Origin of the sequence: Neomelitea salexigens DSM 19753, from assembly GCF_000422345.1 — a bacterium.
Taxonomy (GTDB): domain Bacteria; phylum Pseudomonadota; class Gammaproteobacteria; order Pseudomonadales; family Spongiibacteraceae; genus Spongiibacter; species Spongiibacter marinus_A.
Map to the genome: position 1 here is coordinate 25702 of NZ_AULP01000005.1, position 19259 is coordinate 44960.

The 19259-nt window shown below is 56.9% G+C and carries 19 protein-coding genes; 9 read left to right on the top strand and 10 right to left on the bottom strand.

Annotated features, from left to right (window positions below; genetic code table 11):
* The first annotated feature begins 19 nt into the window (after nt 1-19).
* From nirD to H573_RS0109045, 4 genes are all read left to right on the top strand, one after another.
* Complete coding sequence (gene nirD, locus H573_RS0109030; protein ID WP_027873977.1) at nt 20-337, top strand: nitrite reductase small subunit NirD; 318 nt, start codon at nt 20-22, stop codon at nt 335-337.
* A 257-nt stretch (nt 338-594) separates the two neighbouring features.
* On the top strand, nt 595-1122 hold the full coding sequence (ppa, locus tag H573_RS0109035; RefSeq protein ID WP_027873978.1) for an inorganic diphosphatase: 528 nt from the start codon (nt 595-597) through the stop codon (nt 1120-1122).
* Nucleotides 1123-1280: 158 nt separating this feature from the next.
* Nucleotides 1281-1715: a Zn(2+)-responsive transcriptional regulator gene (zntR, locus tag H573_RS0109040; RefSeq protein WP_036256333.1), complete on the top strand. Its 435-nt coding sequence runs from the start codon at nt 1281-1283 to the stop codon at nt 1713-1715.
* Nucleotides 1712-2731 (top strand): SO_0444 family Cu/Zn efflux transporter, encoded by a 1020-nt coding sequence (locus H573_RS0109045; protein ID WP_027873980.1) that lies wholly within the window; start codon nt 1712-1714, stop codon nt 2729-2731. The genes zntR and H573_RS0109045 overlap by 4 nt, the downstream gene beginning before the upstream one ends.
* Here the strand turns inward: H573_RS0109045 and H573_RS0109050 are convergent.
* The 3 genes from H573_RS0109050 to H573_RS0109060 form a co-directional block, all read right to left on the bottom strand.
* Nucleotides 2728-3207 carry a hypothetical protein gene (locus tag H573_RS0109050; RefSeq protein ID WP_027873981.1) on the bottom strand — a complete coding sequence of 160 codons (480 nt, stop codon included), beginning with the start codon at nt 3205-3207 and terminating at the stop codon, nt 2728-2730. The genes H573_RS0109045 and H573_RS0109050 overlap by 4 nt on opposite strands.
* A 188-nt stretch (nt 3208-3395) precedes the next feature.
* Nucleotides 3396-4154, bottom strand: a complete 759-nt coding sequence (cysE, locus tag H573_RS0109055; RefSeq protein ID WP_036256397.1) for a serine O-acetyltransferase — start codon at nt 4152-4154, stop codon at nt 3396-3398.
* Between the two features lie 29 nt (nt 4155-4183).
* Nucleotides 4184-4948, bottom strand: a complete 765-nt coding sequence (locus H573_RS0109060) for a M15 family metallopeptidase (protein ID WP_234701853.1) — start codon at nt 4946-4948, stop codon at nt 4184-4186.
* Nucleotides 4949-5012: 64 nt separating this feature from the next.
* Here H573_RS0109060 and H573_RS17675 point away from each other — a divergent pair, with 64 nt between their 5' ends.
* A complete protein-coding gene (locus H573_RS17675) occupies nt 5013-6083 on the top strand; it encodes a patatin-like phospholipase family protein (protein ID WP_051171158.1) in 1071 nt (356 codons plus the stop codon).
* Complete coding sequence (locus tag H573_RS0109070) at nt 6080-6418, top strand: Rieske (2Fe-2S) protein (RefSeq protein ID WP_036256335.1); 339 nt, start codon at nt 6080-6082, stop codon at nt 6416-6418. Before H573_RS17675 ends, H573_RS0109070 begins: the two co-directional genes overlap by 4 nt.
* On the opposite strand, the gene sfsA is transcribed toward H573_RS0109070, so the two are convergent.
* Nucleotides 6415-7113, bottom strand: coding sequence for a DNA/RNA nuclease SfsA (gene sfsA, locus H573_RS0109075; RefSeq protein ID WP_027873985.1), 699 nt, complete (start codon nt 7111-7113; stop codon nt 6415-6417). The genes H573_RS0109070 and sfsA overlap by 4 nt on opposite strands.
* 116 nt (nt 7114-7229) lie before the next feature.
* Between sfsA and H573_RS0109080 the strand changes: the two genes are divergently transcribed.
* A complete protein-coding gene (locus H573_RS0109080; protein ID WP_027873986.1) occupies nt 7230-9887 on the top strand; it encodes an AsmA family protein in 2658 nt (885 codons plus the stop codon).
* A gap of 22 nt (nt 9888-9909) precedes the next feature.
* On the opposite strand, the gene H573_RS0109085 is transcribed toward H573_RS0109080, so the two are convergent.
* The 3 genes from H573_RS0109085 to H573_RS17680 all read right to left on the bottom strand — a co-directional run bounded on the left by H573_RS0109085 (nt 9910) and on the right by H573_RS17680 (nt 12284).
* Nucleotides 9910-10953 (bottom strand): class I SAM-dependent methyltransferase, encoded by a 1044-nt coding sequence (locus tag H573_RS0109085; protein WP_051171159.1) that lies wholly within the window; start codon nt 10951-10953, stop codon nt 9910-9912.
* Nucleotides 10946-11668: a 16S rRNA pseudouridine(516) synthase RsuA gene (gene rsuA, locus H573_RS0109090; protein WP_267878902.1), complete on the bottom strand. Its 723-nt coding sequence runs from the start codon at nt 11666-11668 to the stop codon at nt 10946-10948. The genes H573_RS0109085 and rsuA overlap by 8 nt, the downstream gene beginning before the upstream one ends.
* Before the next feature lie 103 nt (nt 11669-11771).
* Nucleotides 11772-12284 carry a hypothetical protein gene (locus tag H573_RS17680; RefSeq protein ID WP_036256337.1) on the bottom strand — a complete coding sequence of 171 codons (513 nt, stop codon included), beginning with the start codon at nt 12282-12284 and terminating at the stop codon, nt 11772-11774.
* Nucleotides 12285-12660: 376 nt separating this feature from the next.
* On the opposite strand from H573_RS17680, the gene H573_RS0109100 reads away from it, so the two are divergent.
* Nucleotides 12661-12975 (top strand): hypothetical protein, encoded by a 315-nt coding sequence (locus H573_RS0109100; protein ID WP_027873989.1) that lies wholly within the window; start codon nt 12661-12663, stop codon nt 12973-12975.
* Here H573_RS0109100 and H573_RS0109105 read toward each other — a convergent pair.
* Entirely contained in the window at nt 12972-14558 is a 1587-nt protein-coding gene (locus tag H573_RS0109105) for a peptide chain release factor 3 (protein WP_027873990.1), read from the bottom strand. The genes H573_RS0109100 and H573_RS0109105 overlap by 4 nt on opposite strands.
* A 248-nt stretch (nt 14559-14806) precedes the next feature.
* Here H573_RS0109105 and H573_RS0109110 point away from each other — a divergent pair, with 248 nt between their 5' ends.
* On the top strand, nt 14807-16117 hold the full coding sequence (locus H573_RS0109110) for a DEAD/DEAH box helicase (protein ID WP_027873991.1): 1311 nt from the start codon (nt 14807-14809) through the stop codon (nt 16115-16117).
* A gap of 17 nt (nt 16118-16134) precedes the next feature.
* Here the strand turns inward: H573_RS0109110 and H573_RS0109115 are convergent, their stop codons facing one another.
* Together H573_RS0109115 and H573_RS17685 are read right to left on the bottom strand one after the other, a co-directional pair.
* Nucleotides 16135-17259, bottom strand: coding sequence for a PepSY-associated TM helix domain-containing protein (locus tag H573_RS0109115; protein WP_027873992.1), 1125 nt, complete (start codon nt 17257-17259; stop codon nt 16135-16137).
* A 1-nt stretch (nt 17260) separates the two neighbouring features.
* Complete coding sequence (locus H573_RS17685; RefSeq protein ID WP_051171160.1) at nt 17261-19237, bottom strand: TonB-dependent siderophore receptor; 1977 nt, start codon at nt 19235-19237, stop codon at nt 17261-17263.
* Nucleotides 19238-19259: the final 22 nt, after the last annotated feature.

Sequence of the window (19259 nt, forward strand, 5' to 3'; positions counted from 1 at the left end):
AACAACAAGGAGAGCATTTATGAGCTGGACCACCGTCTGCACACTCGACGACATTTTACCCAATGCTGGCGCCGCGGCCTTAGTCGGCGACACGCAGCTTGCCGTCTTTCGCGTCGATGACCGCATCTTCGCACTGGACAACCACTGCCCCTTCAGCCGCGCCAATGTGCTGGCGCGGGGAATTGTCGGTAGCGTCGGCGAAACGCTAGTGGTTGCCTCACCACTGTACAAACAGCATTTCAGTCTAGAGGCGGGACACTGCCTTGAAGACGACAGTATCTCTGTGCGTCGCTTCCCCGCGCGCAACGAGAACGGCCTGGTGCAGGTCCAACTATAAAACGCACCTTCCAAGGATTAGTCTCCCCCTTGCCGGCTGCAACTCCCCGTGCAGTCGGCCCTTTCACTACCCCCCCTTTGCCAGGTGCAATTTGCCTACGCGCCGCGGCAACCGCTGGCCCGTCGCCACAAACTCAGGCCGAAGCGGGCAAAAAGCCGGCCGGCAAGGCGGTGAATCAAATTAGTGTTAACCCGCCCTAGCGGGTATAATCAGCGCGAATTTTTCACCTCGCACACAGCTGATAACGGAAACGACTCATGAGCTATAACTCGATCCCAGCCGGCAAAGAACTGCCACACGATATTTTCGTCGCCATTGAAATCCCTGCAAACAGCAGCCCCATCAAGTACGAAATTGAAAAAGAGTACGATGCGCTGATGGTTGACCGTTTCATGGCCACGCCAATGTTCTACCCAGCCAACTACGGCTACATCCCCAACACCCTGTCTGAAGACGGTGACCCGCTGGACGTACTGGTTGTTACTCCCTACCCCGTGGTTCCCGGTTCAGTAATCCGTGCTCGCCCTATCGGCATTCTGAACATGAGCGACGAAGCGGGTAAAGACGCCAAACTGCTGGCCGTTCCTCACGACAAACTGAGCGTGCTCTACAAAGACGTAAAAGAGCCCTCTGACCTGCCCGAGCTGCTGATCCAACAGATCGAGCACTTCTTCGAGAACTACAAAGACCTCGAAAAAGGCAAGTGGGTGAAGGTTGACGGTTGGGCAGGCAGCAAAGAAGCCCTGGCCGAAGTTGAAAAAGCCGCTGCTGCTTACAAAGGCTAAGTAGCCACGCTAAAAAAAGCCCGGCCTCTGAAAAGACGCCGGGCTTTTTTGTGCCCACCTTATCGCCATTTTTAACAAACCTACTGCCAAGCCTTGACCCTGTAGTAACCTACAAGCTCTATTCTGATCTCAGTAGCAACGGAATCAGGGGAATCACCATGGCTCAACTAAGGATTGGAGAACTCGCTAAAAAGCTCGATTGCACAGTGGAAACGCTGCGCTTTTACGAGCGCGAGGGCTTACTGGCCGCCACCGGGCGCAGCGCCAATGGCTATCGTTTTTACAACACCGCCTCTATTAAGCAGCTAAAGTTTATCCTGCGCGCCAAGAGCATGGGCTTCAGCCTCGACGATATTCGCGAATTACTGGCCATTCGCGTCGACCCGGAAGCCAAGTCCTGTGGCGAAGTAAAGGGCATTGCCCAAGAGAAACTCGCTCAGGTCGAACGAAAACTGAGGGAGCTGAAAAGCATCCGTGACGCCTTGAGCAAGGTAGTCGAGGCCTGCTGCGGCGGCGATGTTCCCGCCAATCACTGCAGCATCCTGCAAGCGCTCGATGACGAACTCAGTGCCCAACAGGAGCATCACGCATGAACTTCCTCAACAACCTCTACTTACTCAGCCTGGACGCTGCCCCCCTACTGGTTATGGGTTTGGTGCTTGCCGGCTTGATGAAAGCCTGGATTCCCAATGCCCTGCTGGAGCGCCAACTGGGCAAACCCGGCATTGGCTCGGTGATCAAAGCAGCGCTATTTGGCGCCCCCATGCCCCTTTGCTCGTGCGGCGTTCTACCAGTGGCGATGGGGCTTAGGCGCGCCGGCGCATCAAAGGGCGCCACGGTATCGTTTTTGATTTCCACGCCTGAGACCGGCGTCGACTCCATTGCCCTGAGTTACGGCCTACTGGGGCCGGTGATGACCATTGCGCGACCCATTGTGGCCATCGCCAATGCCATTGCCGCGGGCTTGTTAACCGGCTGGAACGATGGCAAACCCGCATCACAAGCCGAGGCCGCAACAACGTCTTGTTGCTCAAAGCGCTCTGCCGCGCCGACGAAAACCAGCTGGAGAGAGGGCCTTCACTACACCTTCGGGCGACTGCTTGAGGACATGCTGCCCTGGCTGTTGGTAGGCATGCTGTTTGCGGCGACGGTGCAGACCTTTGTGCCAGCGGCCTGGCTGGCCGAATGGGGCCGCGGCCCCCTTGCTATGGTCGTAATGGTGTTGGTCGGTATTCCAATGTATATCTGTGCCAGCGCGTCCACACCCATCGCCGCGGGACTGTTGATGGCGGGCGTATCACCTGGCGCGGTGCTGGTCTTTATGCTCGCGGGCCCGGCCAGCAATATCGCGGCTGTGGGAATGGTGCACAAGGAATTAGGACGCCGCGCGCTCGTTGCCTACCTGGGTACGGTAAGCACCATCAGTATCGCTGCGGGTCTGTTGCTAGACCAATTGGTGAGCCTGTTCAACTGGGAGATTAGCGGCGGGCAGGCACACCAGCACAGCATGCTGCCCGAGTGGTTGGCAGTGGCCGCGCTGGTCGTGCTCGCAGCAGCGGCGATTAAACCGCTGCGCCAGCATACCTTCGGCCGCTTACTTAACGCTTAAGATGCGACCTTGGGCTTGGCACTTAACAGGCGCTGATAGAGTTTGGAGTTTTTGTGAATCGTTTTATGTTTCGCATAGGCTTCCACCGCGCGATGCCAAGCCTCATCACTGCCGTGAGCATTGAGTGAAAAACTCGTGCACACGGTCTTTTTCTCGACCTTTGACGCCACACCCACCTGAAAGATCGGCGTCAAGTTGCCACTCTTCTCGGTCTTCAACAGATAGCTGATACCCCGCACGCTGCCGTCTGGCTTGAAGCAGCGCTCTTCCTTGGTTTCCTCCAGGAAGCGCTTTTGCTGCGCCTCTAATTCTTGATCGCGTTCCATCGCTTGCTTCTCTATGGCCTTTTGCGCTCGTCCCTCTAAGCGCTTACCGTCTTTCTTCAGGGAGAAATACTCCTGATAGAGCTCACCCGCCACTGTCCGGCGGACCCGGTAGCCATAAAAAGCTTTGTTATCCAGCAACTTAACGCTCACACGCACCCCTTATCTATGCTTTTTTTGTTTTCTTATGTCATCATCACGGCCGCTACGGCCGCAATGTCACTATTAGCAGACATTGTAATCTAAACATTCTGACGAAATTATCAAGCTGCTACGACAAAAACCGTGACACAGACGCATAAAAATCGTGCCTGGGCCTGCGGCTCAAAGGAGTATGGGCGCTAGCCGTCGCCGTTAATGTTCTGATCCATATTCAGGGCGGGAATTTCTCGCGACAGGCGCCCGACAGGCTTCGCGGGTACGCCCGCCACGGTGGTATGGGCGGCAACAGGGTTGAGCACCACACTACCCGCAGCGATCTTTGCGCCTTCACCGATGGTGATATTGCCCAGCACCTTGGCACCAGCAGCGATCAACACACCGTCTTCAATGTGCGGGTGCCGCGGGCCGCGACCACTGCCGCAGCCACCGAGAGTCACGGAGTGCAGCATGGAAACATTATTGCCAACCACCGCAGTTTCACCAATCACGACGCCGGTGGCGTGATCGACCATAATACCGCGGCCAATGCGCGCGGCCGGGTGAATATCGACATCAAATACGGTGGCGATGCGATTTTGCAAAAACAGCGATAACGACTCGCGCCCCTGCTGCCAGAGCCAGTGGGCAATACGGTGGGCCTGAATCGCCTGAAAGCCTTTAAAGTACAGAAAGGGCATGCCGTAGTGGTCACAAGCGGGGTCACGATCGTAATGGGCGCAAATATCAGCCACGGCGGCGGCGAGCACCTCCGGGTCAGCGGCATACGCCTCGCTTGCGACATCGCGTATCAGCATCGCGGGCACCGAATCGCAGCCCAGACGCGAGGCAATATGAAAACTCAATGCGGCAGAAAAGCTGCCGTGATTGAGAATACTGGCGTGATAAAAGCTGGCCAGCACGGGTTCATTGCGACCAAATGCCTTGGCCTCTTCCTGCATAGCGGCCCACAGCTGCGCGACGCTTAAATTCAATACTCTTCTCCTACGGCCAACAGCGGCGCATACGCTGAGGGGTATGCCTCTTTCGGCACGGCAACGTAGCGACGATACAACTCATCTAAGTGCGCCAGTATCGACTCTTTAAGTTCAATATCCGCCTCGGCGAGAACCTGGCGCAATCGCCCTGGCGTGAGTGCGGATTCGCAGCGTGCCGACAGCGGCGCATAGCTTAAATGCCAACGCTCCGGAGCGATACCCCCGCGATCTTCGGCATAGGGCCGGAAGAAACCGTAACTGGCACCGTTGGCAAGTTGATGGTCCAGCCAGTCGTGCAGGGGAGCAAAGGGGCCGCCTTCGTTCACCTCCTGCGGGCTGAGCTGTACCGCATAATCACTGGCCACCGCCGCAGCGTCATACACGTCGATATCGCTGCCCCAATGGTGGCGGGAAGCGCCGGGCAGGGCTGACCAACGCAAGATGGCGTCGAGCAACTGCTCACAGCTTAACTCGTTAAAGCACAAGGACTGGCCGTTGCTATCGAGCAGCGGGCGACGACCACTGGCCTTCGCATTCCAAATTGCCAACTGTCGGTCAAAGCCGCGGAACCCGCTGACAATTTTCAACTCAAAGCCTGCGCGCGCGGCATCTGATCGCAGCGCTTCGAAGGGCGCAACAATCGCGGGATGAACGGGACAGCCCAACACATCCACCATCAGCGATTCGTCTTGCCCACAAATGAGCGCTTCTGTCAGTCGGTAGTTGTCCATGTCGTCGCGGGTTCTGTTAGTGTCCACCTTTCAAGTCATGGCATCATAGTAACGCCATCAACTCAGTGGCGAAACCAGGAGCAAAAATACTGTGGAAGCTCACACCGCCGACCACAAAAAAATCGCTTTAGCACTGGGCAGCGGCTCTGCCCGGGGCATGGCACATATTGGCGTCATTCAACGCTTGGGAGAACTGGGGATCAAGCCCGATATTATCGTCGGCACCTCCATTGGCTCCGTGATTGCCGCCTGCTATCTCACCGAACATCTGGACGATTTTTCAGCCTGGATTCAAACACTGAGCAGCGCCCAGGTTTTCCACTACATGAGTGTTAGCCTGACAGCCGCAGGCGGTGTGGCTCACGCGACACGACTCATCGATTACTTCATCAGCGAATACGGCAACCCCAATATCGAAGACTTATCGCTGCCCTTTGCCGCCGTCGCAACAGACCTCCAACGCGGCCGAGAAGTGTGGCTGCAGCGCGGCCCACTGTGGGAAGCCGTACGCGCCTCAATGGCGGTGCCCGGTGTATTAACGCCGGTGGCTCACCGCGACTCCTGGCTTGTGGACGGTGGCTTGGTAAACCCCGTTCCGGTGTCGGTATGCCGCGCCCTCGGTGCCGACATCACCATTGGCGTTGACCTGAATAGCGACTTAGTTGGCCGCCGCAAAATTGAGCGAGACGCCCGCGCGCCCGACAATGAGCAGCAGCGCAAAGAGGAGATCGCCGAAGAGGAGGAGGCCGAGGAGGATCAACCCGCTATTGGGACCGACACCGACGGAGAAGGCGACGAAGAATCGCAACTCGCCGCCGCGTTCAGCCGTTTTGCCAGCAGCGTGAAAGAAGCGGCCAGCAACTGGCGCAGCCCCAGCGAGAAAAAGCCAGAAGCGCCCGGCACCCTGAGTGTGATGATGAGTTCCATCAATATTATGCAGGACCGCATTACCCGCTCTCGCCTGGCCGGTGAACCGGCGGATATTATGCTGTGGCCGCGCCTCGGGCACATCGGTTTGCTGGACTTTGGCGATGCTGCAGAAGCTATTGCCGAGGGTCGCGACGCCGTGGATCGCATGCTGCCTGCGATACGCCACGCCTTTAATAGCGAAGGTGATGACCGACTTGTCCACAGCGCCCCCGCCGGAGACCAAGACCTGTGACTGTACTTTGCCGCCTTGACGAGATCCCCGAGCCTGGCTCCAAAGGCCTCAGCTACCAAGGTCACTCACTGTTTGCGGTCCGCAGTAATGGCGGCGTTTACCTGTATCGCAACCTTTGCCCCCACCTCGGCATTGAACTGCACTGGCAGGAAGACCAATTCCTCGATGTGGAAGAAACACTGATCCAATGCGCAACCCACGGCGCGCTGTTTATTATCGAGTCTGGTGAATGTGTCTCTGGCCCCTGCTTGGGTCAGTCTTTGCAGGCACTGCGTTGCCGGGTAGAAAATGGCGAGCTATTACTCGACGAACTACTCGCCGAGCAGGTGCCCTAAGCCGTCACTGGCAGCGGTGCTTGCAGGCGCATCCCCTGCTCATCAATCTGCGCGCGATATGCCAGCAATTGCACGCCATCGCGCTGGGCTTCAGCCAATTCGCGCGCATAGGCAGGGTCGATATCCGCCGCAGCGGCCACCGCGTTAATCCCCTCATGCAACACCGCAAAAAGCAGCGCCGCTTGCCCGCCCGCCGCTACGTGTTCACGCAAGCCGCGAATGTGGCGACGCGCACGCGTGCTCACCGCATCAGGAAAACGACCGCCCCCGCCCTCGCTTAACAGGGTTACCGATTTAACCTCCACGTTACAGGGGCCATTTGCCGTCTCCAGGACAAAGTCGATGCGACTGCCATCGGGCAAGCGCTGCTCAGCCTGGTAGCCTGAACACCCCGCAAGCTCAGTTATCACTTGCTCATCCAAGGCCTCGGCCACCAGCTTATTGGCCAAGGCCGAATGGATACACACCTTGTTACCGTCTACCTCCACCAACTGCCAAGTGTAGGCATACTTGCGCTTGGGGTTGTCGCTGTAACTCAACCACACGCGGCTACCCGGTGTAGCGCACCCCGTCATGGCGCCGGTATTGGGGCAGTGCACGGTCAACTCGGTGCCGCACTCCAAGCGCACATCGGCGAGAAAGCGCTTATAGCGACGAAGCAGTACAGCGGGAGTCAGCGGAGACGGCCATTGCATAATCGGGCACCCTTTTTCATTTTGTTTTCTCTGCGACGTGATCGACGTTGCACATCTATCCTGAAGCTCTCACACTACCCCACTAGGATTGTTAATCAGGGGCAGCCCAGCGCACAATGTTAAAAAAATTGTTGCTTAGCGTCAGTGTTTTACTGCTACTCATCATCATTGGCATCACCGCCATTGTTATTCAGCCACAACTTCTGCAGGGCGCAATCGCGACGGGCGGCCAGCGTTTTGCCGGCCTCGACATCACCTTCGAGTCGCTCAGCTCCCACCGCAGCCCCCTACGGCTGGAGCTGAAGGGACTGGAACTTCGCAATCCCGACTGGCCCGAACCGACACTGTTACGCCTAGACACCTTGTCACTGAAGCTTATCGCCTCCCCCTTTGACGACGGCGCCTTCTGGTCGCTGCACAGCAAAGGACTCACGATTAATCTGGAGCACAACCGCGAGGGCGAACTCAACTGGCTGACCAGTAAACTGCGTGGCGACGGCGAAACCGCCTCGCCAGACGCTGAGCCTTCGACTCCTGCTCCCGTGCAATTGCCGGGCGATTTTAATTTTCAGGAAATTGTCCTGCTCGACAACCATATTCATATTCTGCGCGCCGACGGCGAGCGCTATCACATCGACCTGCCCGAGGTTAGAGGCGAGCGCAGTGAAACGGCTAACGGCCACCTTTCATTAGAGCTGGCCTATGCCCAACAGCATTTTGTGGTGAGTGGGGATATCGTGTTGTTTGATCCCAGTGCCGGTGTGCTGGACTATCAACTCGCCATTGAACATGAAGACGCTCAACTGAACAGCGAGGGCCGCCTATCGCTAAGCCCGGACCTATCCGGCAGCCGCATAGCCCTATCCCTCGCCTTGCAGCGTCTGGAAGGGTTGGCAACCATGGCAGGCTTGGAGCATGCACCAGCGCTACCTGAAAGCCACCTGGCCACAACCTTAGCCATCGACAATGGCTACCAACTCAGCGACACCACCCTGGTCCTTGGCGACAATACCCTGTCTGGCACACTGACTGTCGCCACTGATTTTTCGCGGATCGACGCCAAACTTAGCAGCCCTTCATTGAATATCGATGCACTGCAGGAAATTTTCGCGCCCGCCCCGCAGGAGGCAACACAGCCTGATGCGGCAGCAAAACCGGCCGAGACCGCGATGGACTGGCAGTGGTTGAGCAAGCCAGAAGTGAAGACAACACTTGCCATTGAGCGACTGGTTGCCAGCGGCTGGCAACTGGATGCACTGAAAGTCACTGCCACAACGGGCGAGCAGCTGTCCGCGGACTTTAGCATTGCCACGGTAAGTGAGGCGGCCAGCCAGCGCCAGCTAAACGACGTAACGGGGGAAATTCGCCTGACGCCATTGGCACCGCAGAGCGAAGGCGCTGATGCCCGATTAGAACTGGCACTGCGCGAGCGCGGTGTAAACGTCGATATAGAAGGTGACGTTAACCTCAACGGCAAGACTGGCAACGCGCTAAAGATCAGCGCACAGGCGCCACAGAGCGCACACCTTTGGGCGCTGGCGCAGCTGCCCTGGCAAGAAGCCGGCGCGCTGGCGCTAACCGGGGAGTTCGCCAGTGAAGCGCAGCGCTACACGGTAAACAGTTCCGCCTCACTGGGTGAGCAACAGGCCGATATGACGCTGCAATACAAAACGCCGGAAGCCTTGGAGTACGGCCACCTAGACGGCCAATTAACCCTTAAAAACCTCTCGATGGCCTTCACTTCGCCTGCCAATGAAAGCCCTTCGACACAAACCAGCACGCCGCGCCCGCGCAGCAAAAAATTGCTGAGCAAAGACCCTTTAGCCTTTGATGTCCTGCATAAATTCGAAGGCCAGTTAAACATTGACCTTCAAGATGTCGATACCGGCTATACCTACATCAAGCGTGCGTCTCTGGCGCCCAGCGTGAAGAAAGGTGTGCTGACCCTCAGCGACAGCCGCATTCTCACCAACGGTGGTGAAGCCCGGCTTTCCGCGCGGTTGGACGCCAACGGCGAGCGCCCACAACTGCGCAGTGAAATCCGTGTTGACGGCAGCGACTACGGCAAACTCGGTTTAGAAAAAGCGGCGGGCATTCGCGGCGGTACTGGCGATGTACGCCTCAATCTGCGCGCCAACGGAAACAGCCCCGCCTCCCTGGCCGCCTCCCTCAACGGCCAGGTCGATATCAAAATTACCGACCTGGAGGCCAAGGGCAATGCGCTGAACCTGATCGGTAGCGACGTGCTCACCGAAACATTTAACAAGCTCAACCCGTTTAGAGAAAAACGCAGCAACACCGAAATCGAGTGTCTCGCCGTGCACTTTACAGGCCGTGACGGCAAGTTTGTCAGCAACGACGGCATTGCCCTGGAAACCGAAACTAGCAAAATTATCGGTACCGGCCATATCGATTTTGCCAATGAAGAATTGCGATTTGGCATCTCGCCCATCGCTCGCAAGGGCGTTGGCATTAATGTTGGCGCCGCAGCAGGACTGGTCAGGCTGGGAGGCACCTTTAGCAAACCGCGCGTAGAGGCCGACCCCGGCGGCATGTTTACCTCGGGCCTCTCTACTGGTGCAGCCATTTACACAGGCGGCCTGTCGCTGGTCGCGCAGGGATTAATGAAGCGCGCGCTGTATTCGGGGAGTGCCTGCGATGGTGCCTTGGAGGAAATTCCCAGCGCTGACGAACTGCCGCCAGAATTACTGCAACCCGCTGGCAATCCCGCCGCACCGGCCAGCACTGAACAAGTAACGCAGCCCAAGCCCTAGGTGAGCCCGAGCCCTGGGCGGGTTAGTCAGCCATTTTTTTTAAGCGATATACTCGAAAGCCATCCTGTTCACTGAGCAGCTCATGCTCAGCGAACAACGCTGCGGCATAGCGCGGCAGGGGAATAAACTGGTTGACCACAAACAGCGCTTCGCCATTGCGCTTGAGCAAGCGCGCGGCGGCCTTTAGGAACCGCTCAATCAGGCCGCTTTCAATGGCAAAGCCCTGATGAAACGGCGGATTACACAGCACGACATCCACAGGGCCAGTGAGGCCATCAGCGCAATCGGCCAGCTGGATGTCTGCGGCGAGACCGTGCGCTTTTGCATTTTTCTCGCAGGCGAGCAGCGCTGTGGCATTGTTGTCGGTCATCAACCACTGGCAGCCAGGAAGTTGTTGGGCGGCCATAATACCGAGATAACCATAGCCGCAACCGAGGTCAGCCAGCCGTTTGGGGGGGCGCGCCATTGACGCCAACACGCCGGATAATTGCTCAATTAGCAAAGCGCTACCGCGATCGATTTTCTGCCAGCCGTAGATACCTGGCTTGCTGTACATAGCCGGCGACTCGTGGATCAGCCGCAGTTGTCGATAATCTTTATCTGGCAGCGTCGCATCACTTTCACCCCGTTTGGTCAGGGTGGCAACATAGGCACCGGCGTCGCATTTTTCGATGTGGCGCGAGGCATCGAATACCTTGGCAGCTTTGTCAGCGTAGCCTTTCACGCCATCATTCTTATAGCCGCTAAGCAGCAGGCGGCCGCCAACCGGGAGCGCCGACATCGCGGCGTTGATTAACATGTTGACCAACGGCCTTTCTTTCGACACGCGGTACACAATAGTCTGCGGCGGTGCCTCAAGCGTTGCGGGCACCTCAAAGTCACCCAACGACACGGAAAAACCCTCGGCAGAGAGCGCGTGAGAGGTATCACAGCGGTTACTAAAGACGTGACAGTCTCCCCGCGCGGCGGGCAGCTCTCCCGAGACCTGCTCGTCGGCAAACCACCAAACCGGGCCCGTGAGTTCGGGCAGGCGGTCATAGAGCTGTTGCAGCGGCCCATCATTCATGTGGTGTCATCACGCTTGCGCGCTCCTCAGCGGTTAGTGGGCGGTACTCGCCCTCGTTCAGGGTTTCATCGAGCTCAATACCCCCAATTGCCTCACGATGCAGCTCAATCACGGCATTGCCCAGCGCACCAAACATGCGCTTAACTTGATGGTAGCGCCCCTCGCAAATACGCAGGCGCGCTTCGCAGCTGGCGAGAATGTCGAGCTCGGCAGGTAAGGTACGCTGCTTGTCGTCTTTCAGGAAAATACCTTTGGCAAATTTTGCTATCGCGGCCTCGGCTATGGGCTCGGCCGTGCGCAGCCAGTATCGCTTCCAGCACTGCTGTTTGGGCGAGGTAACAGCATGAGACCAATTACCATCGTCAGTCAGTAACACCAGGCCGGTGGTATCGATATCCAAGCGACCGGCAACGTGCAGCTTCTCGGGATTATCTTCATCGAGCAAATCCAACACCGTTAAATGCCTGCGGTCGCGGGCTGCGCAAACGTAGTCCTGCGGTTTATTGAGCATAAAATAACGTGGCTGAGCACTGCGCAGAGGCTGTCCGCGCAGACGGACATCGGCATCCTCGGCGACCGCTGCTCGCGGATCCGACAATAGCGCGCCGTCGAGGCTGACCTCACCGGCTTTAATTAGTCGCTTGGCATCACTGCGAGAATAGTCAGTCACCGTTGCTAGAAAGCGGTCTAGGCGGATGGTTTTACTGGAAGACACCCAATATATCCTGTTCAGGCACAAAAAAAGGGGCTTGCGCCCCTTTAGTATTTTACATGCTTAAACGCGATATGCAGCGTCTGGTTTAAACGCCCGCCGGTACTTACTCGGCGCCCGCCTCAACGTTGGCGTTCACACGAATATTACCCAAGCCCTTAATCGCTTTTTTGGCATCATCTGCTTTCGCCTTTGCATCTGCTTTCGCCTCAGCTCGGGCTTCAGCACGTGCCTGGGCTTCTTCCTCAGCTTTGGCATCACGCTCGGCGCGCTTGGCTTCCATCTCAGCTTTTTTTGCTTCCATTTCTGCGCGCTTTGCCTCGCGTTTCGCTTCCATCTCAGCTTTCTTTGCTTCCATTTCTGCCCGCTTTGCCTCGCGCTTCGCTTCCATTTCCGCACGCTTCTCGTCAGCTTTCGCCTTCATTTCAGCGCTTTTTTCTTTGCCGTACTGATTCGCCTCTTCTGCTGAAGCGCCGGCATTTACTTCAGCATTTGCCTCAACACTCGCTTCGCTAGAGCCGCCAAACAAGCGCCCAAAGAAACCGCGATCGTCGTCAGCCAAAGCCACAGCGCTGCTAAACATCACGGTGGCAGCAATAACACAGTGTTTAATCGACATAATGTATCCCCAGATATTGGTATTTGATTTTTCGTATTGTTACGCACCACGACCCTAGGGTCGTTTTCAGCGCTCACCCAAATCGATGGGTGATCAACCACTTTCACAGTCTAGATTTGGCAGCTAAGAACTCAAGCGTCCTTAGCAGCAATATTCACCGCAACTAAATCCAAGCTGTATTGTCCGGCAGCGCAAAACGCCACCGAAAACGCAGCTTACACCACATAGCTGAATGGAATATGAACACTGACTCACAGAAAACAAACCGGGCGAAGCGATCGTTGCGCAGCAAGTACAATTGCCAAATTTTGGGAATACCCCTATCTTACTAACGTAATTGCAAAAGAAGACAAGAACACCAAGGAAGGAGTTCTCAATGCAACTAGCCAGACCTTACCTATTAGCGCTCGGGGTTAACCTTTCACTCTTGGCCTGCTCGGGCAGCAATTCTGCCGATACTAATGACGAGCCACTTACTGGCAAGCGATTCTTCGACTCTGCCGCCAGCAAATTTATTGCAGCCTCGCCCGGCATGACTCGCCGCCAAGCCAATTGCATTGTTTCAGCGATGACAGAAAGCGGAGAGATTGGCCTGGGAGAAATCAACGCCATGCGCAGCACCGAGAGCGGCTTGAGTGGCCGCCAGTCGCTGATGGAGGCCTACCAAAAGGCCGCCGACACCTGCAGCTAGTGTTCCCTTGTCGCGCGGAAGCGGACTTTCGGGTGGCGCTCTTCGGTCAATGACAGGTTTACCCTTGTCGGGGCCAGGTAGGTGAGGTGGCCACCACCATCGATGGCGAGATTCTCGGCGCATTTGCGCTTGAACTCATCAAAGGCCTTGGGATCATCGCAATCTACCCAGCGCGCGGTATACACGTTGATCGGCTCGTAGATCGCCTCAACTTTATATTCGTCCTTGAGCCGGTAGGCGACTACATCAAACTGCAACACCCCAACCGCACCCACGATCAAGTCACTGTTGCGCTGAGGCATAAACACCTGGGTAGAGCCTTCCTCAGACAATTGTTGAAGGCCCTTTTGCAGCTGCTTGGATTTCATGGGGTCACGCAGCCGGATTCGGCGAAACAGCTCAGGCGCAAAGTGGGGAATGCCGGTAAATTTAAGCTCTTCACCACTGGTGAAGGTGTCGCCGATCTGGATAGTGCCGTGGTTATGCAGGCCGATAATATCGCCAGACACCGCCTCCTGCACCAGGGAGCGGTCGCCGGCTAGAAAGCTCACCGCATCGGCAATTTTTACGTCTTTACCCAGGCGCACATGGCGCATCTTCATGCCCTTGCTATAAGTGCCTGAGCAGATGCGCATAAAGGCAATGCGGTCGCGGTGTTTCGGGTCCATATTGGCCTGAATTTTAAACACAAAACCGCTGAAGCCCGCTTCGCCCGCATCGACCTCGCGTTGATCGGTTTTGCGATTCAGCGGCGCTGGCGCCCACTCGACAAAACCGTCGAGCATTTCCCGCACACCAAAGTTGGACAAGGCCGTACCGAAGTAAACCGGGGTCAGCTTGCCCGCCAAGTATGCGTCGTGGTCGAACTCGTGACTGGCGCCGCGCACCAGCTCAATTTCATCGAGGTAATCTTCATACTCATCGGCCAGTAGTTCTCGGGCGGCGTCGCTCTCAAGCCCGTCAATGCGAATATCTTCAGCAATAACACTGCCTTTGCCGGGCTCAAAAACATGAATGGTATCGGTATAGAGGTTGTAAACCCCCTTGAACTCCTTCCCCATACCAATCGGCCAATTGATCGGCGCGGCTTCAATGCCCAACACACTTTCAATTTCATCGAGCAGCTCAATGGGATCGCGAATATCGCGGTCCATCTTGTTAACAAAGCTGAGGATGGGCGTGTCTCGCAAGCGGCACACGTTCATTAATTTAATGGTGCGATCCTCAACACCCTTGGCACCATCGATCACCATCAGCGCGGAATCCACCGCTGTCAGCGTGCGGTAAGTATCCTCAGAAAAATCCTCGTGCCCTGGGGTATCCAGCAGATTGACGATGCGGTCCCGATAAGGGAATTGCATCACTGACGAGGTGACGGAAATGCCCCGCTCCTTTTCCAAGCTCATCCAGTCAGAAGTGGCCGATTTATCGTTTTTCTTACCCTTGACCGTACCCGCAACCTGGATCAGCTGGCCGAGCAGAATCAATTTTTCGGTGATGGTGGTTTTACCGGCATCGGGGTGGGAAATAATCGCAAAGGTGCGACGCTTGGCGATTTGCTGATCTAGCGACTGCTCTGACATGACCTATCTTCTGCTGTAGGGAAAGAACCGGTACGCTCACCGGAAAAAGAGCGGCGATTCTACGCCATCGGCGCGCTATTTTCAGCAATAGCCTCAGCAAACTGTTCAAATATTAGGCATTTATCTGGTGCTAACCCGCGTTATCGCGTAAGCTAGCCCGCCGCCAAAACAGGCGGCTTTGAACACAGGGAGCCCCGCTCGACTGGCACCGGCCACTCGCCAACGCCGCTCCCCCATTGAGACGATCTATGCAGTTTACTTCCCTGGGCCTTTCGGCCCCGATCCTTGAAGCCGTTACCGATAGCGGTTATACCACTCCCTCACCAATCCAAGCGAAAGCCATTCCCGCCGTATTAGAAGGCCGTGATGTGATGGCTGCCGCGCAAACCGGCACCGGCAAAACCGCCGGCTTTACCCTGCCGATTTTGGAGATGCTCTCCACCGGCAAGCGCGCCTCACCCAACCAGGCCCGCGCATTAATCTTAACGCCGACTCGCGAACTCGCCGCCCAGATCGGCGACAATGTCCACAAGTATGGCAAAAACCTACCACTGCGCTCTACCGTGGTATTCGGCGGTGTGAAGATCAACCCGCAGATGATGAAGCTGCGCAAGGGCGTGGATATTTTGGTCGCCACCCCTGGCCGCCTGCTCGACCTGTACCAGCAAAATGCCGTGCGCTTTGACGAGCTGGAAGTGCTGGTGCTCGATGAAGCCGACCGTATGCTGGACATGGGCTTTATTCACGACATTCGCAAAATTCTGGCGCTGCTGCCCGCTAAACGTCAGAACCTGATGTTTTCCGCGACCTTCTCTGATGATATTCGCAAGCTTGCCAAGGGCATTGTTAACAACCCCGTCGAAGTGTCGGTAACGCCACCAAACAGCACCGCCGAACGCGTCGAGCAGTGGATATGCCCGGTCGATAAAAAACGCAAACCGGCGCTGCTGGCAAAGTTGATTGAAGAGAATGGCTGGCATCAGGTACTGGTGTTTTCGCGCACTAAACACGGCGCCAACAAACTCAGCCGTTTTCTCGACGACCGCGGCATTCCCTCGGCACCGATTCACGGCAACAAGAGCCAGAATGCCCGTACCAAGGCGCTGGCGGAGTTTAAAAGCGGCAAGATTCAAGCGCTGGTGGCCACCGATATCGCCGCGCGCGGTTTGGACATCAGTCACTTGCCCCACGTGGTGAATGTCGATCTGCCGAATGTGCCAGAGGATTACGTACACCGCATTGGCCGCACGGGACGCGCCGGGGCTGCCGGGCAGGCCGTTTCACTGGTGAGCGCCGACGAATTTGACCAACTCAGCGACATTGAACGCTTGATCAAACAGCTGCTGCGCCGCGAAGAAATAGAAGGCTTTGAGCCGACTCACGTCTTACCGGAGTCACGCCTGAACGCGCGCCCTGGACGCAGCCGTAAGCCACAGCAAAACCGCAAACCTCACTCGGAACACCGGGACGGACAACGCCCACCGCAGGCGAGACGGCGTCGCCGCCGCCCCGCCGCTGGCGGCAAAAGCAGTGCGCGGCCAGCGAGTGGAAATCGCTAGTCTCGACCGAGAGCGGCTCAGGTAGAGATGCCTGTCGCCGCTCGCTGTTTGCACCGGCGCTTATGCCTGGCGCGACGTCGTTTGGCGCGTCGCGTCAACCACAGATAGCCGCCAGTGAAGGCCAGCAGTAGCGGCGCCAATCCCAATACACTCCATATCACGCGACTGGTCAGTCCGGCGAAGTTACCAAAGTGCAGGCGCCGAAAGCTATCCAACACCTTTGCCCCCATCCCAGCAGTGCGAATATCGCTCGCCGCTAATACTTCACCCGTGTCGGCATTGAAACCAATGCTGCTCGCGTATTCGCTGAGCAGAGGGTTGGCAGAGCCAACATCCCCCCAGAAACGGATCGCCCGGCCGGGCTCCCAGGGCAGGGATAAGTACCGAGCCGTAAAGCCAGGCAGTTGCGCCTGACTCTCGGCAAGTAAGGCATCAAGCGATAGGTCGCGGCTATACATCCGCCCTTCGACTATCGGGTGCTCGTGGCCATCGGCATGCTCTTGGTATTCCTCAATACTGTGCGCGATATTCCAATAGCCCCCGGTAATGCCGAGCACCAACAATACCGGCGATGCCAGCGCACCACTCAATTTGTGCAGGTCGCTGTAGTACACGATACGCCGGCTGTGGCGGCGCAAGGTGAACAGGTTTTTCCAAAACTTGCGATGCAAAATCAGGCCGCTAATGCCAAGCAGGCACAGCACGAGCGCCACCACCGCACTCACCATAATGCCGGCATCGTCCAACAACAGGGTGTAGTGCAACTCCAGCAACCAGTCACTGAGGTAGTGGTCGGTCGCCACCGCTGGCGCCAATAGTTCACCTCGATAGGGGTCGACCAAGGTATACAACCAATCTCGGCTGCCGTGCGCAATCACATACACCTGATCGGCGCGCTGTGGATCATCAAACAGCGTCCAGCCTACGATTTCATGATTCGGCAAACCTTGGTGCAGCACCGCTTGCAATGCATCCAGAGACTGCCGCTGCCCACTGGCCTGAACCCGCACCTTTTCGGGCATCAGCAGGCGGTCAATTTCGTGCTTGAACACGAGAACACTGCCGGTCGCGCAGATAATCACCAACGGTACGCAGGCCGCCAGCGCCAACCAGCTGTGCCATTTGAACAGCCACTTATTCATGTCAATAGTTCCAGCGCACCGTCAGCGACGCATTGCGAGGCGCGGCATAAAACGCCTGGTCCCAATAGAGGCTGTTCAGGTATTTTTCATCACCGAGGTTATTGGCATTAATGACGATGCTCAGCGCCTCATCATATTGATAGCTGACAAAGGCATTCACAACGGAATACGCCTTCTGCTCAACACGCATTCCATCTTTGGTATCCCGACGGGTGTCATCCTGCCATCGCACCGAACTACCCAGCTTCCATTTCGACGCCCAGGGCAATTGATAGCTCAGCGCCGCGGCGAAAATACGCTTGGGCACAAAGCGCCGGGCGGTATCGCCCTCTTCATCCTCTATACGCAGCTGGGTAAGGCTGACATTCGCCGACAGGCCCTCGACGATCTGGCCGTAGACATCCAGCTCCAGGCCTTCGCTTTGATAGTCGCGACCAACATAGACATTCCGCCCCAGCGTTGTATCAAAACCATCCGACTCGGCAACGTGCTGGTGTTTGGCCTGGAATAGCGCCACGGCAACGGTTAGGCGCTGGTCAAAGAAGGCCGACTTTAAGCCTAGTTCGGTATTACTGCCTTCGGCGGGGTCTAATCGGTCATCATTGCGATCCAGGTCGCGCTGGGGCATAAACGTTTCGGTATAGCTCAGGTAAGCGCTGTGATTATCGGCATATTCATACACCACACCGCTGTAGGGCAGTATCTTGCCACTGGCCCGCGTCGCCTTGGACTTCCCGTAGCTATCGCCCTTGCTGCGCCAGTCCAACACCCGGGCGCCACCAATAAAGCTTAACTGCTCGCTCAGTCGAATACGGCTCGCCGCGTAAGCCGCCTGCTGAACATCCTGCCAGTCGCTGCCCGTAGGGCCATCGACAAAATTCGGCGTCGGCGCCCGCCCCCGCCACTGCGAAAAATCGCCTATCGCGGGGAAGCCATTGGTGTAGTCATACAGGGAAACATCTTCAATATTGCTCTGCGCATAGTTAACGCCGAAAACAGCGTCGTGTTCACGCCCCCACAGCGTGTAAAGCCCTTGCAAGTAGGCATCGAGCTGTTGGCGGCGATCATCCAGCGTGTATTCGCTGGCATACCCAATCATGCCAGACTCAGACGCCCGGTCCGGCAAGTTGTACATATAAAATAGGTGGCTATCGCTATCGGTGTCGTCGTATTGATACACCGCTTTAAACTGCCAGTCTTCAGCAACCGGCATCGACCATTCGACAAAGGCACTGCGGTTGCGATTATCCCAATACGCCCAATCTGCTGAGGTACTTGTCGACACGTCATAGTCTGTCTGGCTGCCATCGCTGTAGTTCATCGGCAACGCCCCCCAAAGCGGACTGTCTGCCTGACGGTCTTCAATGCTAAGCCCCGCGGTTAAGCGACCGGCACTGGCGAGGTCCTGTTCAATCACCCCGTAGATAACGCGATTGTAGGTTTCGTAGCGATCTAAATGCGACTCGCCTTTTTCAATGGCGGCGACCAAGCGGCCACGGGTGCCTGCGGCAAGCGCGCCACCAGCATCCACCTCTAAACGCCGTGTGTTCCATGAACCCAGCGTCGCGGCCACCGAGAGCGCGAGGTCATCACTCGGGCGCTTGCGAATTAAGTTGATCGTGGCCGAAGGATTACCGGCCCCCGACATCAAGCCATTGGCACCACGCAGCACGTCGATACGCTCGAAGAGCGCCGAGTCGACACTGCCATACACACTACCTGAGCTGAGCGGCAAGCCGATGCCGTCGCGTTGAAAATTGGTGATATCGAAGCCACGAGCCGTGTAGTAGGTACGATCGGTTTCGATACTTTGTACCTGAACCGTCGCCTGGTTTGCCAGCGCGTCATTGAGATTGTGCAGAGCGAAATCATCGAGTTGCGAACGGCTGATCGCGCTTAGCGATTGGGGGGGGTTCCAATACAGACAACCCCAGGCGGGTAGCCGTTTCGCCATCGCTAAGGCCGTACTGCGCTGCATCGCGCTGGCCGTAAACCTCGAC

Coding starts and splice junctions, on each gene's coding strand:
- nirD (WP_027873977.1), top strand. CDS start 20: ATGAGCTGGACCACCGTCTGCACACTCGACGACATTTTACCCAATGCT.
- ppa (WP_027873978.1), top strand. CDS start 595: ATGAGCTATAACTCGATCCCAGCCGGCAAAGAACTGCCACACGATATT.
- zntR (WP_036256333.1), top strand. CDS start 1,281: ATGGCTCAACTAAGGATTGGAGAACTCGCTAAAAAGCTCGATTGCACA.
- H573_RS0109045 (WP_027873980.1), top strand. CDS start 1,712: ATGAACTTCCTCAACAACCTCTACTTACTCAGCCTGGACGCTGCCCCC.
- cysE (WP_036256397.1), bottom strand. CDS start 4,154: ATGCAGGAAGAGGCCAAGGCATTTGGTCGCAATGAACCCGTGCTGGCC.
- sfsA (WP_027873985.1), bottom strand. CDS start 7,113: ATGCAATGGCCGTCTCCGCTGACTCCCGCTGTACTGCTTCGTCGCTAT.
- H573_RS0109080 (WP_027873986.1), top strand. CDS start 7,230: ATGTTAAAAAAATTGTTGCTTAGCGTCAGTGTTTTACTGCTACTCATC.
- H573_RS0109085 (WP_051171159.1), bottom strand. CDS start 10,953: ATGAATGATGGGCCGCTGCAACAGCTCTATGACCGCCTGCCCGAACTC.
- H573_RS17680 (WP_036256337.1), bottom strand. CDS start 12,284: ATGTCGATTAAACACTGTGTTATTGCTGCCACCGTGATGTTTAGCAGC.
- H573_RS0109100 (WP_027873989.1), top strand. CDS start 12,661: ATGCAACTAGCCAGACCTTACCTATTAGCGCTCGGGGTTAACCTTTCA.
- H573_RS0109105 (WP_027873990.1), bottom strand. CDS start 14,558: ATGTCAGAGCAGTCGCTAGATCAGCAAATCGCCAAGCGTCGCACCTTT.
- H573_RS0109110 (WP_027873991.1), top strand. CDS start 14,807: ATGCAGTTTACTTCCCTGGGCCTTTCGGCCCCGATCCTTGAAGCCGTT.
- H573_RS0109115 (WP_027873992.1), bottom strand. CDS start 17,259: ATGAATAAGTGGCTGTTCAAATGGCACAGCTGGTTGGCGCTGGCGGCC.
- H573_RS17685 (WP_051171160.1), bottom strand. CDS start 19,237: ATGCAGCGCAGTACGGCCTTAGCGATGGCGAAACGGCTACCCGCCTGG.